General features: G+C 60.3%; 18 protein-coding genes. 15 read left to right on the plus strand and 3 right to left on the minus strand.

Annotated elements, in window-relative coordinates; translation table 11 throughout:
* Nucleotides 1-4: 4 nt before the first annotated feature.
* Nucleotides 5-598: a hypothetical protein gene (locus tag HD598_RS01480; protein ID WP_260170456.1), complete on the plus strand. Its 594-nt coding sequence runs from the start codon at nt 5-7 to the stop codon at nt 596-598.
* Between the two features lie 173 nt (nt 599-771).
* On the opposite strand, the gene HD598_RS01485 is transcribed toward HD598_RS01480, so the two are convergent.
* The gene (locus tag HD598_RS01485; protein WP_183663332.1) at nt 772-1590 is read right to left on the minus strand and encodes a DUF937 domain-containing protein; all 819 of its coding nucleotides are present in this window, start codon (nt 1588-1590) and stop codon (nt 772-774) included.
* A 183-nt stretch (nt 1591-1773) separates the two neighbouring features.
* On the opposite strand from HD598_RS01485, the gene HD598_RS01490 reads away from it, so the two are divergent.
* The 5 genes from HD598_RS01490 to HD598_RS01510 all read left to right on the plus strand — a co-directional run bounded on the left by HD598_RS01490 (nt 1774) and on the right by HD598_RS01510 (nt 8003).
* Nucleotides 1774-2724 (plus strand): bifunctional riboflavin kinase/FAD synthetase, encoded by a 951-nt coding sequence (locus HD598_RS01490; protein WP_183663334.1) that lies wholly within the window; start codon nt 1774-1776, stop codon nt 2722-2724.
* Nucleotides 2725-3564: a class I SAM-dependent methyltransferase gene (locus HD598_RS01495; protein ID WP_311538912.1), complete on the plus strand. Its 840-nt coding sequence runs from the start codon at nt 2725-2727 to the stop codon at nt 3562-3564. It begins immediately after the preceding gene.
* Between the two features lie 131 nt (nt 3565-3695).
* The gene (gene rpsO, locus HD598_RS01500; protein WP_183641377.1) at nt 3696-3965 is read left to right on the plus strand and encodes a 30S ribosomal protein S15; all 270 of its coding nucleotides are present in this window, start codon (nt 3696-3698) and stop codon (nt 3963-3965) included.
* 344 nt (nt 3966-4309) lie between these two features.
* Nucleotides 4310-6577: a polyribonucleotide nucleotidyltransferase gene (locus HD598_RS01505; protein ID WP_183663336.1), complete on the plus strand. Its 2268-nt coding sequence runs from the start codon at nt 4310-4312 to the stop codon at nt 6575-6577.
* Between the two features lie 16 nt (nt 6578-6593).
* Nucleotides 6594-8003, plus strand: a complete 1410-nt coding sequence (locus HD598_RS01510) for a M16 family metallopeptidase (RefSeq protein WP_183663338.1) — start codon at nt 6594-6596, stop codon at nt 8001-8003.
* 117 nt (nt 8004-8120) lie between these two features.
* On the opposite strand, the gene HD598_RS01515 is transcribed toward HD598_RS01510, so the two are convergent.
* Both HD598_RS01515 and moaA read right to left on the minus strand, forming a co-directional pair.
* Nucleotides 8121-8543: a MoaD/ThiS family protein gene (locus tag HD598_RS01515; RefSeq protein WP_183663340.1), complete on the minus strand. Its 423-nt coding sequence runs from the start codon at nt 8541-8543 to the stop codon at nt 8121-8123.
* Between the two features lie 35 nt (nt 8544-8578).
* A complete protein-coding gene (gene moaA / locus HD598_RS01520; protein WP_183663342.1) occupies nt 8579-9718 on the minus strand; it encodes a GTP 3',8-cyclase MoaA in 1140 nt (379 codons plus the stop codon).
* Between the two features lie 82 nt (nt 9719-9800).
* Between moaA and HD598_RS01525 the strand changes: the two genes are divergently transcribed.
* From HD598_RS01525 to HD598_RS01565, 9 genes are all read left to right on the plus strand, one after another.
* Nucleotides 9801-10211: a TOBE domain-containing protein gene (locus HD598_RS01525; protein WP_183663344.1), complete on the plus strand. Its 411-nt coding sequence runs from the start codon at nt 9801-9803 to the stop codon at nt 10209-10211.
* Complete coding sequence (gene modA, locus HD598_RS01530; RefSeq protein WP_183663346.1) at nt 10208-11053, plus strand: molybdate ABC transporter substrate-binding protein; 846 nt, start codon at nt 10208-10210, stop codon at nt 11051-11053. Before HD598_RS01525 ends, modA begins: the two co-directional genes overlap by 4 nt.
* Nucleotides 11050-11937, plus strand: a complete 888-nt coding sequence (locus tag HD598_RS01535; protein ID WP_183663348.1) for an ABC transporter permease — start codon at nt 11050-11052, stop codon at nt 11935-11937. Before modA ends, HD598_RS01535 begins: the two co-directional genes overlap by 4 nt.
* 9 nt (nt 11938-11946) lie before the next feature.
* Nucleotides 11947-13335 carry a molybdopterin molybdotransferase MoeA gene (locus tag HD598_RS01540; protein WP_071893806.1) on the plus strand — a complete coding sequence of 463 codons (1389 nt, stop codon included), beginning with the start codon at nt 11947-11949 and terminating at the stop codon, nt 13333-13335.
* A gap of 59 nt (nt 13336-13394) precedes the next feature.
* The gene (gene moaC / locus HD598_RS01545) at nt 13395-13832 is read left to right on the plus strand and encodes a cyclic pyranopterin monophosphate synthase MoaC (protein ID WP_084637308.1); all 438 of its coding nucleotides are present in this window, start codon (nt 13395-13397) and stop codon (nt 13830-13832) included.
* Nucleotides 13829-14329, plus strand: coding sequence for a MogA/MoaB family molybdenum cofactor biosynthesis protein (locus HD598_RS01550; RefSeq protein WP_071893804.1), 501 nt, complete (start codon nt 13829-13831; stop codon nt 14327-14329). Before moaC ends, HD598_RS01550 begins: the two co-directional genes overlap by 4 nt.
* Nucleotides 14319-14771 carry a molybdenum cofactor biosynthesis protein MoaE gene (locus HD598_RS01555; protein ID WP_183663350.1) on the plus strand — a complete coding sequence of 151 codons (453 nt, stop codon included), beginning with the start codon at nt 14319-14321 and terminating at the stop codon, nt 14769-14771. The genes HD598_RS01550 and HD598_RS01555 overlap by 11 nt, the downstream gene beginning before the upstream one ends.
* Before the next feature lie 76 nt (nt 14772-14847).
* On the plus strand, nt 14848-15606 hold the full coding sequence (dapB, locus tag HD598_RS01560; RefSeq protein ID WP_183663352.1) for a 4-hydroxy-tetrahydrodipicolinate reductase: 759 nt from the start codon (nt 14848-14850) through the stop codon (nt 15604-15606).
* A 43-nt stretch (nt 15607-15649) separates the two neighbouring features.
* Nucleotides 15650-16072, plus strand: a complete 423-nt coding sequence (locus HD598_RS01565; RefSeq protein WP_221244669.1) for a hypothetical protein — start codon at nt 15650-15652, stop codon at nt 16070-16072.
* Nucleotides 16073-16113: the final 41 nt, after the last annotated feature.

Here is a 16113-nt window from a genome sequence, read left to right on the forward strand (position 1 = left end):
GGCAATGAATACTCCTGAAAACCACGAAGCTAAAGCATCCGCAACCGGAAGAATTGCGGAGCGGGCAGCGGCGCGCAAGGCTGCGTCGTCGTCCTCGCCGAACAGTGCTTCTGATGCGGCTACCGGTGTTCCAACTAGCGCGACAACTAACGGTACTGCCGCAGACGGTACCGAAAACCGTGCCGGAGAACCCAAGAGCCGCAAGAATAAGGGTCTTGGCGCCATCATCGTGGCCGTGTATGCGATTTTCGCGCTCTCTTCCACCGCACGAGCGGGATATCAGATCCTGACGAAGTTTGAAGAGGCGCCCCTCGCGTACGTGCTTTCGGCACTCGCCGCAGTGGTCTACATCGTGGCGACGATCGCGCTGGGTTCAAGCTCGGTACGCTCGTGGCTGATTTCGCGGTACGCGGTCCTGGTGGAGCTCGTGGGCGTGATCCTGGTGGGTGCACTGAGCTACCTCATTCCGGAGCACTTTTCCCACCCAGCGGTGTGGTCGCACTTCGGTCAGGGATATTGGTACATCCCGCTGATTCTGCCGCTGATTGGTTTGTGGTGGCTACGCCGCACCAAGCCGGCATCGCTTCGCGGAGAATGATGACGGTTTAGGACGTTGCCACCGGCTCACAAGAGTCTGGTTCACAAGAGCCCGGTTCGTCAGAGCGGAGCACAACAGAGGGCTTGCCCGATCGCACCACGTGTGGATCGAGCAAGCCCTCTCTGTATCCAAGCAAGCCCGTCGATTATTCGAGGGACCGCTCGGCCTGACTGCTAACGGCCGCCGAACAAACCGCCCAAGATGGAACCGAGGTCGATTCCACCCTGCGTGCTCTGGGTTGAGGCAGGCTGGCTAGCACCAGTCTTACCGCGGGCACCGGCCAGTGGATCGTTGCTGCTCACGTTCGGCTGATCACCGAAGTAGCCGCCCTGCTGGTCGGTTTCCTCAGCCGTGACGTTGGTCTGGGAAGGGGTGCCGGTCTGGCTGCCACCGAGTAATCCGCCCAGCAAATCATCAAGCGGGTTCGCCGAGGCGGAACCGGACTGGGTGGTGGTGCCGCCGGTCGAACCGCCTGCAGTGCCGCCCAAAACGCCACCCAACAGGCCGCCCAGAAGGTCGCCGAGTCCGCCGCCCTGCGTGGCTTCAGGAGCTGCCGCCTGACCGGAACCGGTGGCTCCACCGCGCTCGGACCACTTCTTCGCGAGGTAGCTCAAGACGATCGGTGCCAAGATTGGCAGCGCCTTGCGGACCAAAGAACCCAGATCAATGCCGGCCGCCGTGTTGGCGCCGGACAGCTGGTTCGCGAGCAACTCTTCGCGATCGCCCAAGACATGGCTCACAATCTTGGAACCGTCCTGGGTGTCTACCTGGTCAATGTTGACGGAACCGTCAACCAAATCGTTCGAGTGGTTGGCCAAAGCGCCAGCCAAGGACTCCGCGCCCTCAGGGGATGCTGCGTTGGACTGCATGCCAGCAAGCAAGGACGGCACAGCGGCGCGCAAAGCTGCCTCCGCGCTTTGCTCATCGACACCGAGAGCTTGAGCCAACTGATCCGTGGGTACAAGTTTCAGGATCTCTTGAAGATCAGACATAATCATCAACTTTCTGTGGTCGAGTCATTCAGGTGCATCGAGCGTCAAACTAACCGGATGGCACGCCTCATGGCGCATATCACATTCCGCTCTATCTGAACACTATCCGAGATCGCTGGCGCGAGCGAGCACCAAACTTCGGACATAATAAGAAGGGCTTATTTTCGCGTGCAAAGGAGAATCGTGGACTACTGGGAAGATCTGGGTGGCATCCCCGCCGCTTCAGGACCGTCCGTAGTGACGATCGGAAATTTCGACGGCGTGCATCGAGGACACCGCGAAGTACTGAGCACGGTGGTGAAGGAAGCGAAGAAGCGTGATGCCCGTTCCGTGGTGATCACCTTCGATCCGCACCCCGCTCTAGTGCATCGCCCCGAAGCGGCGCCGAACCAAATCATGGGACTTTCGGATAAGAAGAAGTTCATTGAAGAGGTTGGCGTGGATGCTTTGCTGGTCCTGCCGTACACGTTGGAGTTCTCGAAGCTGACGGCGGAAGAGTTCGTGACCCGTTACATCGCGGAGCCGCTCAAGGCGTGCGCTGTAGTGGTGGGGCATGATGTTCGCTTTGGCCGCGATAACGAGGGCGACTTCCGTCGCATGCAAGAGCTTGGCGAACAGCTGGGCTTTGACGTGATCGGCATCGACGATTTTGGCGAGGATCGCCGATGCTCGTCCACGTGGGTGCGCGAAGCTCTCGCGGATGGCGAAGTTGAGGCCGCCGCCGAAATTTTGGGCCGACCCCACCGCATGGTCGGCGAAGTCATTCACGGTGCCGCGCGTGGCCGCGAGCTCGGCTTCCCGACGGCCAATTTGAGCCCGGAGTCCACCGGCTTCATCCCTGCCGATGGCGTGTATGCGGGTTGGCTGATCGACGAAGGGAATCGCAAGTGGCCGGCCGCCATCTCCGTGGGATCCAACCCCACCTTCGAGGGTGTTCCGCGTCAGGTTGAAGCCCACGTGATCGACCGTAAGGACTCTGGAGTTGAAGACTTCAACCTCTACGGGCAACGCGTGGTGGTGGAGTTCGTGCAGCGTTTGCGTCCCATGGTGGCATACCGCGGCATCGAGGCTCTCGTGGAGCAGATCACCGAGGACGTCGAGCGCACGCGCGAAGTTCTCCTCTCAGGACAGTAAGTGGAACCGGCAACCCCAGGGACGCCGGAGATTCCCTCGCTGCCCCAGTCCGCTCCCGGCATCCGAGCCGAACATCGCGCGCAATTCGGCACGGCTTTTAGTGCTGGAGCTGACGCCTACGCAAGGATCCGTCCGGACTACCCAGGCGGCGTCGTACTGTTTTTTGCAGATTTCCTGAAGGACGACGACGCAGCTCAAGTCCCGCACGAACGCTCCGTTGCGCTCAGCGCACTGGATGCCGGCGCGGGGACCGGAATTTTCTCGTCGCAGCTCGCGGAGCCGGGATTCGAGGTCACTGCCGCGGATCCGTCGGCTGAAATGCTGGCGCAAATTCCCGAGACCGCTGGAGTCGTGAACCGTGTAGTGGCCCGCGGTGAAGAGCTGCCTTTTGCGGAGGCGAGCTTTGATCTGGTGACCTACGCGCAAGCGTGGCACTGGGTAGACCCGACGCTCGCAAGTGCCGAAGCCGCGCGCGTTCTCAAGCCGCGGGGAGTGCTGGGGCTCGTGTGGAATCAACTTGATGTCACCATCCCGTGGGTCCACCGTCTTTCGCGGATCATGCACGCCGGCGATGTTCATCGCCCGGACTTTCGGCCCGAGGTGGGGGAGCAGTTCGGTGAACTGACCTCATGGGATGCCCACTGGGAACAAGAGATGACGCCTGAGCTGATCATTGAGCTCGCGAAAACGCGTAGCTACTATTTGCGCGCGTCCGAGCCCATCCGGTCCAAGGTCGAGGCGAACCTGCAGTGGTATTTGTATGAGCACTTGGGCCATGCGCGCGGGGAAGCCATGGGGCTGCCGTACCTCACGCACGCATGGGCGGCTCGGAAACGCTAGTCGCGAGCAGAAGGCGATCGCGTGTTCAAGGCAGAAGCGCGTAAATGTTAGACTGGTAGCTAGTGTCCGCTGCAGTCCGCGGTTGCGGTCACGCTTTTTCTTGTTCGCGGTACAAACTCTAGGAGAGTTTCATGGCATTGGATGCCGCAGTAAAGACTGCCATCATCAAGGAATACGCTACCCACGAGGGTGACACGGGTTCGCCGGAAGTACAGATTGCTGTACTTTCCCGCCGTATCTCCGACCTCACGGAGCACTTGAAGATGCACAAGCATGATCACCACACCCGCCGTGGCCTCATGGGCCTCGTGGGTCGTCGCCGTCGTATGCTCGGTTACCTCAAGGACACCGACATCGAACGTTACCGTGCGCTCATCGAGCGTCTTGGCTTGCGTCGATAATTTGGCGATCAAGTAAGACCCGAGGCGGTATGTGAATCGGAGAAATCTACCGTTCATATGCCGCCTTTAGTCTTAAAGTGGCTTTAGGCTTGAACTGGAGCGAATGAATTTCGTTCCAGCTCAAGTGGGCCACCGCCCACAGTTCCACCACAACAAAATATTGTGTGGAAATATCACACCGTGACGCACCGCAGCGGAAGGCAAACGCGGTCCTCGGTAGTGGCTTTCTGGTTGTCCATCATGGATGAATGACCCGCGAGCCTCGATCGAAGACCAGTTGCCGATCGTTCCACTCGGGAACAGCAACGCTACGGTGTCTCAACACCAACATGGAGGATTTTCACTTGGAAAACCCTGAACTTCAGTTCGCAGAGGCCGTTATTGATAACGGTCGCTATGGACAGCGAGTTATTCGTTTTGAAACCGGCCGCCTGGCCAAACAAGCAGCAGGTGCTGCAATGGTGTACATCGATGATGACACCGCCCTCTTGTCCGCAACGACTGCAGGCAAGTCCCCCCGCGAAGGATTCGACTTCTTCCCACTGACGGTTGACGTCGAAGAGCGAATGTACGCTGCTGGCCGTATCCCCGGCTCCTTCTTCCGCCGCGAAGGCCGCCCATCCACCGAAGCAATCCTTGCTTGCCGTTTGATGGACCGCCCGTTGCGCCCAGCCTTCGTCAAGGGCTTGCGCAATGAAGTGCAGATCGTTGTCACCGTGATGGCGATCAACCCTGACGAGCTTTACGACGTGGTTGCTATCAACGCTTCCTCGATGTCCACGCAGCTTTCCGGCTTGCCATTCTCCGGTCCTATCGGTGGCGTTCGCGTCGCTTTGATCGACGACGGAAACGGTGCCCAGTGGGTTGCTTTCCCGAAGCACTCCCAGCTTGAGAACGCCGTGTTTGACATGGTTGTTGCTGGCCGCATTGCTGGCGACGACGTTGCCATCATGATGGTTGAAGCAGAAGCCACGGATAACTCGTGGACGCTCATCAAGGAGCGCGGCGCACAGGCACCTACCGAAGAGGTTGTTGCTGAAGGCCTTGAGGCTGCTAAGCCGTTCATTCGCGTGTTGTGCGAAGCCCAGTCTGACTTGGCTTCCCGCGCAGCGAAGCCTGCTGTTGAATTCCCAGTCTTCAAGGACTACCAGGATGACGCACTTGAGGCCGTTTCTTCGGTCGCCAGCGAGCGTTTGACTGAGATCTTCTCGATGGCTGACAAGCAAGAGCGCGAAGCCGCATCTGATGCTTACTACCGCGAAGTTGCTGAAGAGCTCGCAGGCGAAGGCAAGCCTTTCGCTGAGCGTGCTCAGGAAATCGCTAAGGCTTACGGCGCTGTCACGAAGAAGATTGTGCGTCAGCGCATCCTTCGCGATCAGGTCCGCATCGACGGCCGCGGCTTGGCTGACATCCGTCAGCTCACCGCCGAGGTCGAGGTTCTTCCTCGCGTGCACGGTTCCGCTATCTTCGAGCGCGGCGAGACCCAGATCTTGGGCGTCACCACGCTGAACATGCTCAAGATGGAACAGCAGATCGACTCGCTGTCTCCTGAGAAGACCAAGCGTTACATGCACAACTACAACTTCCCGCCATACTCCACCGGTGAAACCGGCCGCGTTGGTTCGCCAAAGCGCCGCGAAATCGGTCACGGTGCACTCGCCGAGCGCGCGCTCGTGCCAGTGTTGCCATCGCGTGAAGAGTTCCCGTACGCCATCCGTCAGGTATCTGAGGCTCTTGGCTCCAACGGTTCCACCTCGATGGGCTCTGTCTGCGCTTCGACGCTGTCCTTGCTCAACGCTGGTGTCCCACTGCGCGCACCGGTTGCCGGTATCGCCATGGGCCTTGTCTCTGACACCGTTGATGGTGAAACCAAGTACGCCGCTTTGACGGACATCTTGGGCGCCGAAGACGCTATGGGCGACATGGACTTCAAGGTTGCAGGTACCTCCGAGTTCGTGACGGCTATCCAGCTGGACACCAAGCTCGACGGCATCCCAGCCTCCGTTTTGGGTGCTGCTTTGAAGCAGGCTCGCGAAGCTCGCTTGCACATCCTTTCTGTCCTCAACGCTGCGATCGACACCCCGGATGAAATGAGCGAGTTCGCTCCACGCATCATCTCGGTCAAGATCCCAGTGGACAAGATCGGTGAGGTCATTGGCCCGAAGGGCAAGATGATCAACCAGATTCAGGAAGAAACCGGCGCCGACATCAGCATTGAAGATGACGGAACCGTCCTGATCGGTGCAACCGAAGGCTCTTCCGCCGAGGCTGCTCGCTCCATGATCAATGCAATTGCTAACCCGCAGGTTCCAGAAGTTGGCGAACGTTACCTCGGTACCGTCGTCAAGCTGACCACCTTCGGTGCATTCGTCTCCTTGACCCCGGGTAAGGACGGCCTGTTGCACATCTCCGAGCTTCGTAAGCTCGCCGGTGGCAAGCGCGTGGATGACGTTGAAGACGTTGTCTCCGTAGGCCAGAAGATTCAGGTTGAGATCAACAAGATCGATGACCGCGGAAAGCTTTCCTTGACCCCAGTGGTTGATGAGGACGCTTCCGAAGAATCTGTAACCGAAGAAAAGGCAGAAGAGACCGTCGCGGCAGACGCCGAGTAAGGTTTCACAACACTCAATGGCTATAGTTCCTTTGCCCCTCAAGGGCACCGGAATTGCCGACGCGAAGTCGGGGCGGAACGTGCTTGATCCAAGCGCGACCGCCCCGATCGAAGCTGGCGATCCCACCCTCATCCACGGCGAGCCTGGCGGCTCAGTAGTTCGACGCTCCGTTCTCCGCGGCGGCGTGCGCGTGCTCACTGAAGCAATGCCGGGTCAGCGTTCCGCAACCATCGGACTGTGGATTGGGGTGGGTTCTCGCGACGAAATGCCGGGCCAATTTGGCTCCACACACTTCCTAGAACACCTTTTGTTCAAGGGCACCGAGCGACGATCCGCTCTCGAGATCGCGCAAGCCTTTGACGAAGTCGGCGGCGAATCCAACGCCGCCACCGCAAAAGAATCCACGTGCTACTACGCCCGTGTTCTCGATTCTGATTTGCCCATGGCAATCGATGTCATTGCCGACATGATCACTTCCGCGAAGATCGATCCAGAAGACCTCGAGCAAGAGCGAGACGTCATTTTGGAAGAACTCGCGATGGACGCCGACGATCCCGGAGACTACGCTCACGAGCGTTTCGTTGCCGCGGTTCTCGGCGATCACCCTCTGGGCCGGCCCATCGGTGGCACCCCAGAAATCATTACGTCCGTTTCTCGCGATGACGTCCTCAAGCACTACGCGCGCAATTACGTGCCGTCTGAGCTGGTCATTACCGCTGCTGGTTCCTTGGATCACGACGACGTCTGCTCGCTCGTGGAGCAAGCGCTCGAACGCGGTGGTTGGGACTTGGACGAAGGCGCCGATCCGGCACCGCGTCGCTCGCACCAGCCGGCTGAAATCCACGGCCAGCACACCCTCGATGTCTTCCACCGTCCCGTGGAGCAAGCCCACATCATCATGGGTTGCCCAGGAATTGTGGCCACCGATGATCGTCGTTTCACCATGAACGTTCTCAACGCCATCTTGGGCGATGGCATGTCATCGCGACTCTTCCAAGAAGTGCGCGAGAAGCGCGGGCTAGCCTACGCAACGTATTCGTTCTCCGCGGGTTATTCGGACGCCGGCTACTTCGGCATGTACGCAGGCTGCGGGCCAGCAAAGGTTGAAGAAGCGATCTCGATCCTTGGTCGTGAGTTCGATCTTCTCGCCAGTGAAGGCGTGACCGAGGAAGAGCTCAAGAAGGCCGTGGGACAGTTGTCCGGCGGAATCGTCTTGGCGCTCGAAGATCCGGGATCTCGCATGTCACGCCTCGGCACCGCCGAGCTTGTACTTGGTGAGTTCCGCGATATTGATGAGTCGTTGGCGCGCTTGCGCGCCGTCACGCGTGAAGATATTCAGGCGTTGGCGCAAGAACTCGCATCGCGGCCTCGAACCATTACCGTGGTGGGACCGTTCAAGACCGGCAACGAGATCGTACCCGCCTAAAGTTTCTTGCTTCTCAGTGGCCAGATTTTTCGCGTACTGATTGCTTACTGTTCGCTGGCTACAATCGTGTGGATCGTGTGGATCGTGTCCTCTTCGAGGGCGTCGTTCCGATGATATTTATCCGCCGGCAAAGGGCGGCAAAATATCAACCATGTCCGATTCTTTCAGGACACGATCGCGAGAGCGCTCGTTCTTTCCATTGATCAAGAACGAGCTTTGACCTAGGACACGAGCCAGCGAAGGAATTCGTTGGAGGACCGGTTGTCCGTCGCTACCCACCGTCTCTTTGACGGTTTCCGGTGCACGGTGTGCGCTCAGGTAATCCAATAATTCGCCGAGCGTCACCGAAGAATGAGTAGAAGCCGTTTCGGTGGCCGTTCCTCCGTGGATTGGTCCGCCAAGGCTAGAGTCATCGGCGCTCGGCGCCCGGGTGCTAGTGCCGGAGTTGTTGAGGTTGGACTCTTCGATGGCCGCTAGGTCGATGAACTCTTCCTTGGTTCCCGCTGCGACTGCAGCGGAGGCGAAGTAGCGAATGCGCAAAACTGATTCCTTGCTTCTGGTCTTCTTGAGGTTTGCTATCCGCCGATGGCGCTCATGGAGCGTTCTGGTCGGACAAATTCGTCCCGAGCGATACCTTCATCGGCGCCGTGGGCGCGAGGCTTCAGCCACATGGCGTCTTTCCAGCGTTGAGCTAAGGCGTCATCGTCTGAACCGTCACGCAAGAGGCCCCGCAGATCTGTTTCCTCTGAAGAGAAGAGGCAACTCATGACCTTGCCTTCGGCAGTAATGCGGGTTCGCGTGCAGTCCGCGCAGAAGGGCTCCGTGACGGATGCGATGATGCCGACCGTACCGAGTGTGGATCCTGAAGCGTCCTTGACCAGGAAACGTTCGGCCGGTGCACCGTTGCGATTTTCGGGGGAGACCTCAAGGGTGAAGTCTTCTCGGATCTGTTCGCGGATCTCGCTGGCGGTGACGAGTCCATCGCGGACCCATTTCTTATCAGCGTCGAGTGGCATGTGCTCAATAAAGCGAAGCTCTAATCCGCGCTCGAGCGCCCAGTGCAAAAGGTCCGCCGCTTCGTGATCGTTGACTCCGCGCATGAGCACGGCATTGATCTTCACCGGTGTGAGGCCAGCAGCCAAAGCAGCGTCGATTCCAGCCAGGACGCGTGGGAAGTGATCGCGACGAGTGAGCCTCTCAAAAACTTCGGCGTGCAACGTATCCAGAGACACGTTGATGCGAGTCAGGCCCGCATCCTTCAAGGCCTGAGCCTTCTTGTCCAAGCCAACGCCGTTGGTAGTCATGGAGATCGGAAGGTCCGGATGCTCGGCGCGAATAGCAGCGATGATGTCCACGAGGTCTTTGCGCACTAGTGGTTCGCCGCCGGTCAAGCGAAGTTCGCGAATTCCTAGAGTGCGCACACCGACGCGGACAATCCTTGTGATTTCCTCGAGGGAGAGCAGATGTTCTTTGGCCAACCACGGAAGACCATCGGCGGGCATGCAATAGGTGCAGCGCAGGTTGCATTTGTCGATGAGGGAAATGCGAAGGTCGGTAGCGCGTCGACCGTAACGATCCAATAGTGCAGATTCGTGGTGCTCCGCGCGGGGGAGAACACCATTAGTGGACGCTGGTCCGGGCGCCGCCTCCGCTGAACCGGAAGCGCGTGAGGCTCCGGTCGCTGCGATGGTGTGTAGGCCCAGATGAACAGTCATCCTTCTAGGGTACGCCGTCGGCTCGGGAAAAGGCGCACTTTCGGCTCTTGCTTCATCATCTGCGGATCAATAGGCTGTAATAATGTCGCAATTGCGGATTTCAGAAGTAGCCGTTTTCTTGGGCGTCAGCGATGACACGGTCAGACGGCTCGTCGAAGCCGGTACCCTTCCTGCCACCAAGGATGCCTCCGGACGAACGGTGCTCAACGGTGCCGACATCGCGGCGCTTCTCCGTGAGCGAGCGAACCCGCCCAAAGCTCTTTCTGGCGTGCAATCCAGTGCTCGGAACCAGTTCACCGGCATCGTGACTAAGGTGCGTGCCGACCAGATCATGGCGCAAGTTGAGCTCCAATGTGGCCCGTTCCGCATCGTCTCCCTCATCAGTGCCGAGGCCGCGCACGAGCTTGGACTCGAACCGGGATCCATCGCAACGGCCGTCGTCAAAAGCACCAACGTGGTCATCGAATCTGCTGAGCAGGAAAAGACCTGGTGAAGCGTAGAAATCGCAGTCTCGCTCGTCGAAGTATTGGTCTTGCCGGCCTCCCAAATGTCACCGCCGCCCTCGCTACTACCGCTCTCATCAGCACCGCCTTAGCGGGCTGTGCCTCAGGAACCGGGGCTGCGTCGTCGTCCTCAAATTCTGAATCAGAACCCGTGTCCGTCTTCGCGGCAGCCTCGCTGACCGACGTTCTTCCGCAGCTCGAGGACGCGTTCACGAGATCGCACCCCGGCGCGGAGAGCGTCGAATTCACGGAGAACCTTGCGGGATCGCAGACGCTCGTTCAGCACATCAACGAGGGAGCGCAACCGGACGTCCTGATCACGGCGGATGCGGCATCGATTCAAGCGCTCGACACCCCAGACGCTTTCGTGAATCAAGGAATTCTGGCCACGAACGAACTGGTGCTAGCTGTGCCGAGCGACTCGGACGTGACCACCAGCGGGGAATTTCTCCAGTTGCTCAGCGCGAACCCCGACACCCGAGTAGCCACGTGCGCGCCCAGCGTCCCGTGCGGCCGCGCCACTGAAACGTTCCTGGAAGCGCAAAACCTCAACCTCGCAACGGTCTCCGAGGAAGCTGACGTGCGGTCCGTCCTCTCCAAAGTCATCGCAGGGGAGGTTGACGGGGGATTCGTGTACGCGACGGACGCTCAAAGCGCCGGAGACTCGGTGAAATCCGTGCAACTTCCGGACGCGCCGTCGAACAAGTATCCAATCCTGACCAGCACCGACGCCGCAACCGAGGCCCAAGACTTCGGCGCGTGGCTGCGCGGAGAGCAAGCGCAGGAGATTCTTCTCGACGCCGGATTCGAGACCACCTCACAACGCCCATGACAGAGAAATTACTCTTGCGCGTTGCGACTCCACGGTGGCTTTGGGTCCCCGCAACTCTGGCGCTGATCCTCCTCGCCGGTCCGCTGATCGCCCTCACGATTCTGGCGCCGTGGGGGAGACTTTCCGCAATTTTGGGCGACCCCGAGGTGCTGACATCTTTGCGGTTATCGCTCGGGACCGCGGCGATCTCTACGATCATCTCGCTGCTGCTCGGGTTGCCGTTGGCGGTGTTGTTGCATCGATTGAGCGGCGTTGGGCGGGCCGTGCTGTACGGGTTTTTGGTGATCCCGCTGGTGCTTTCGCCCGTGGTGTCCGGATTGGCGCTACTGTATTTTTGGGGGCGGCGCGGCCTGCTGGGGACGCTACTGGAGAATCTGGGCGTGCAAGTGGGATTCTCGCCCGTGGCGGTCGTGCTGGTGCAAGTCTTCGTGGCCTTGCCGTTTTTCGTGATTGCCGCGCTGGGTTCGTTCGAGGGCGTGGATCCGGATCTAGAACTTGCGGGCGCGAACGCCGGCGCAAACGCCACTCAAATCCTGCGCTACATCACTCTTCCACTCGCACTGCCGGGAATCCTCGGCGGCACACTCTTGGCGTTCGCCCGAGCGCTCGGCGAGTACGGCGCCACCATCACGTTCGCCGGATCCGTCGAAGGCCGTACCCGGACGCTTCCGCTACAGATCGAGCTGGCGCTGAACTCCAACCAGCCCGATCAAGCACTCGGGATCGCGTTGATGCTCATTGCCATGTACATCATGGTGGTGGTCATTTCGGCGTGGGCGCTGCGCACGGTGGTTTCGAGGAGTGTGGTGTCGAGGGGCACCGGCGTTCCTGCGCAGCCGCTCCTCGCGTCACGCTCCACTGCGAGCGCACCGGGCCGCGGCTAGGATGGACGAATGGCCCAGAACTTTCGCCGCTCCGTAGCGCAGCACCGCGAGGAGATTGTTCGAATTTTCGCGAGCGTGCTGGAGGGCCGTTCGGGCCGGCCCGCGGAACTGGTTTCTGTGTACGACGCCGCAGCTCGACTCACTGCCGAAGCTACCGTTGCGCGTAACTCGCTTCCCGCCTTCGATAATTCCCAAATGGACGGGTACGCCGTCCGGGTGGACGACTTTCCCGAATCTCGGGCCGAATCTGCGAGCGCGACTTTCCATCTCGCCCCGGTCATTCCTGCCGGAACACATCCTGTGGCCTTGGCGCCTGGGTTTGCGGCGCCCATCATGACGGGTGCGATGGTTCCCGAGGGCGCCACTGCGATCATCCCCATTGAGGCTGTCATCTCCGCAGTGGGAACCGAACCTCACAGTTTTCCTGATTTCTCCAATGACGATTACCTTGAGACCGTCACCGTGACGTTGCCGCGACCGCCTCGAGGTCAGTTCATTCGCTCCGCGGGATCGGACGTAGCGGCGGGCACCGTGGTGATTGAGGCAGGCACTGTGCTGACGCCTCGCCACGTGGGACTCCTTGCAGCCCTTGGTATTGCAGAAATCGCAGTGCAGCCCCGAACCGAAGTGCTGGTACTGGCTACCGGCGACGAAGTGCAAGCGCCCGGTGAAACGCTCAAGCCCGGTCATATCTACGACTCCAACTCAGCGTTCCTCTCGGCCGCCCTTCACGAAATTGGGGTCATACCCGTCCGCGTGAGCGTTTCCTCGGACACCGTGGCGGAGTTCGAACGGCGTCTGGAGGAGGCGCTCGCCGCGCACCCGAATGCCCTGGCTGCGCTCACGACGGGCGGCATCAGCAAGGGTGCCTTTGAAGTGGTGAAGGTGGCACTTGAGAGAAGTGGAATCGAGTTTGGATCCGTCGCCATGCAACCAGGAGGACCGCAAGGATGTGGAATCCTGGAACCCTCCGCACGCCACTCGGGTGAACATTTCGCTGACCATGCGGTTCACCCCGTGGCTGTCATCAGCTTCCCGGGAAATCCCGTCAGCACGGCCATCAGTTTTGAGATCTTCGTGCGTCCTCTCTTGGCGGCGATCGCACGCGGAGAGACGACGCTGAACGCCGCGATGCAGCGCGCCCACCATCAAGCCATTTTGCAGCTCGATTCGCCCGAACTCTCCGTCACCTCACCGCCGTCAAAGTCCCAGTGGCGACGTGGTGTCGTGTCAACGGATCCGGCGAACGGGGAGCGGCTCGTCCAACTCCTCGGCTCCGAACAATCACACTTGGTATTCGCGCTCGCGCAAGCGAACGCCCTGGTCAACATTCCTGAAGGCACCGCAGAAGCACATCACGGCGACACATTGACCGTCATGATGCTTGAAGAAGGGTAAGTAAAACAGTGGAAGAACAACAGTCGCTCACTCATGTGCGCGAAGACGGTACGGCGCACATGGTGGATGTGTCCGAAAAGCCGGAAACCACGCGGGTGGCACGTGCGGAAGCGATCGTGCGGACCCGCAGTGACGTCGTCGTACTCCTTGCCGAAGGAAATCTCCCCAAGGGTGACGCCCTCAGCGTGGCCCGCATTGCCGGGATTATGGGCGCCAAGAAGACCCCCGAGCTGGTGCCGCTGTGTCACCCGTTGCCGATCTCCAAAGTCACCGTGGACTTTGAGCCGGACGCCGACGCCGGAACGGTGCGCATTGAGGCGCTCGTGAAAACCCGCGGCGTCACTGGTGTGGAGATGGAGGCTCTCACCGCCGTGAGCGTGGCCGCATTGACGGTTTTTGACATGATCAAGGCCGTAGACAAGGCCGCAATCATCGACGGCATTCGAGTACTGTCCAAATCCGGCGGCAAGAGCGGCGATTGGACGGTGGACGCATGAGCGCGTGTGAACCAGCGCCGGCACCGCGCACCGCAGCGATCCTCATCGCTTCCACGCGTGCCGCCACGGGGCAGTATGAAGACCTCACCGCGCCCGTCGTCACGGACTGGCTCGTCGAGCACAACTTCGAGGTTTCCACCCCGGTGATCGTTCCGGACGGGACACCCGTGGGCCAAGCACTGCGAGCGCTCCTCGTCCTTGAACCGCGCGTCATCATCACGAGCGGCGGAACCGGGCTGGCACCAGATGACAAGACGCCCGAAATGACCCGACCCCTTTTGGACAAGGAAGTTCCCGGCATCGCGGAAGCTATCCGCGCAGCTGGACTGTCCAAGACGCCGTTTGCCTCGCTTTCACGCGGAATTGCGGGCGTCAGCGGGCGAACCTTTGTGGTGAACCTGCCGGGATCTCCTCGCGGGGTCATGGACGCGTTGACCGTACTGGATCCGTTGATCGGGCACATTTGTGAGCAGATTGAGGGTGGTCATGGGCACTGAACCTGAAGGTCCACTCATCCCGGCCGAGATCATTTTCTGCGGAGTCCGCGATACTCCCATCACTCAAGACGAAGCGTGGGACGCGGTGGAATCGGACCGCACCGGCGCCGTGGTCACGTTCGGCGGAATCGTCCGCAATCACGACGGCGGACGCGACGTCTTGCGGTTGTCCTACACCGCTCATCCAGACGTGAACGCGCACTTGGAAGAGCTCATTGCAGCCGTAGCGCAACGGCACCCGGGCACCCGGCTGTGGGCCGCCCACCGCATCGGCGAACTCGCGATTGGCGACGCCGCGTTGGTGGCGGCGGCAGCGTCGGCGCACCGCGGGGAAGCCTTTGAAGCGTGCCGAGACCTCGTGGAAACCATTAAGCACGGCATCCCCATCTGGAAAGAACAGTTCTTCGCGGACGGCACCTCCGAATGGGTGGGCTCCGCGTAACGTCGTGTGACGCTTCCCGCACACAACTGAGCCTGCTTCAGCCGAAAGTTCTCTCACCGAAAGATACAGTGAAAAGATGACCTCACCACTCAAAGTCGCCATCCTCGGCGCGCATGGACGCATGGGCAGCGAAGCAGTCGCGGCCGTCAACAACGCAGCAGACATGGAGCTCGTTGCCGCACTTGGTAGCAAGGACTCCATCGAGAGCATTCTCGAAGCTGGCGCCACGCACGTTGTGGATCTCACCGTGCCGGCCGTTTCTGAGCAGAACGTGCGCTTCGCCGTTTCTCACGGTCTCCACGCGGTGGTTGGAACCACGGGGTGGGATGACGCCAAGCGTGCCTCGCTCACCGAGCTGTTGGCCGAGCACCCAGAAACCGGCGTACTGATTGCCCCGAACTTCGCCTTGGGATCGGTTCTAGCCACGGCGTTCGCGGCTAAGGCCAGCCAATACTTTGAATCCGTCGAGCTCATTGAACTTCACCATCCCAACAAGGTGGACGCCCCGTCCGGTACCGCGGTCCGCACGGCAGAGCTGATTGCTAAGTCTCGCGCGGCCGCTGGCGTGGGCCCGAGCCCAGATGCCACCGAATCTTCCCTCGACGGCGCTCGCGGCGCTGACGTGGACGGCATTCGCGTGCACGCGGTTCGACTGCGCGGACTCGTGGCGCACCAGGAAGTGCTCCTGGGCGGCGAAGGCGAACAGCTCACCATCCGTCACGACTCTTACGATCGTGCATCTTTCATGCCCGGCGTCCTCTTGGGACTTCGCACCGTAGCGAGCAAGCCCGGCCTGACTTACGGACTCGACGGCTACCTGGATTTGGGACTCTAAAAACGTGAAGACAAAGATTTGGGTGGGCGCCATCGTGGCGCTCATGGTGTTGTACTTATGGGCCGCTTTTTCCTCCTCGCTGAAGTTCATTCAGGCGGAGGAGCCGCTTGCGAAGATCATCGGCGTCGCGGCGCTGATCATCCCGCTCGTGGGCGCGTACATTCTGATCCGCGAAATCCTGTTCGGCACGCGCACGCAGCGCATGGCCCGGATCTTGGAATCCGAGGGCTTGCTTCCCGAAGACGACCTGCCACGTAGCCCTTCGGGCCGCATCGAAAAAGAGGCGGCTGACAAGGATTTCGAGAAGTACCGGGCGGAAGCGGAAGCTAACCCGGATTCCTGGCGCAGTTTGCACCGTTTGGCTTTAGCGTACGACGCCGCCGGCGACCGTAAGCGCGCCCGCTCAGTCATGCGGGACGCCATTGAGGGATTCCTCGCCAGTGCGGACAGCAAGGTTAAAGCGTAAGGCGAGCTGCGTCGTCGTCCTTCAGTATTTTTTTCGAATCC

This window comes from Neomicrococcus aestuarii (assembly GCF_014201135.1).
GTDB lineage: Bacteria > Actinomycetota > Actinomycetes > Actinomycetales > Micrococcaceae > Neomicrococcus > Neomicrococcus aestuarii.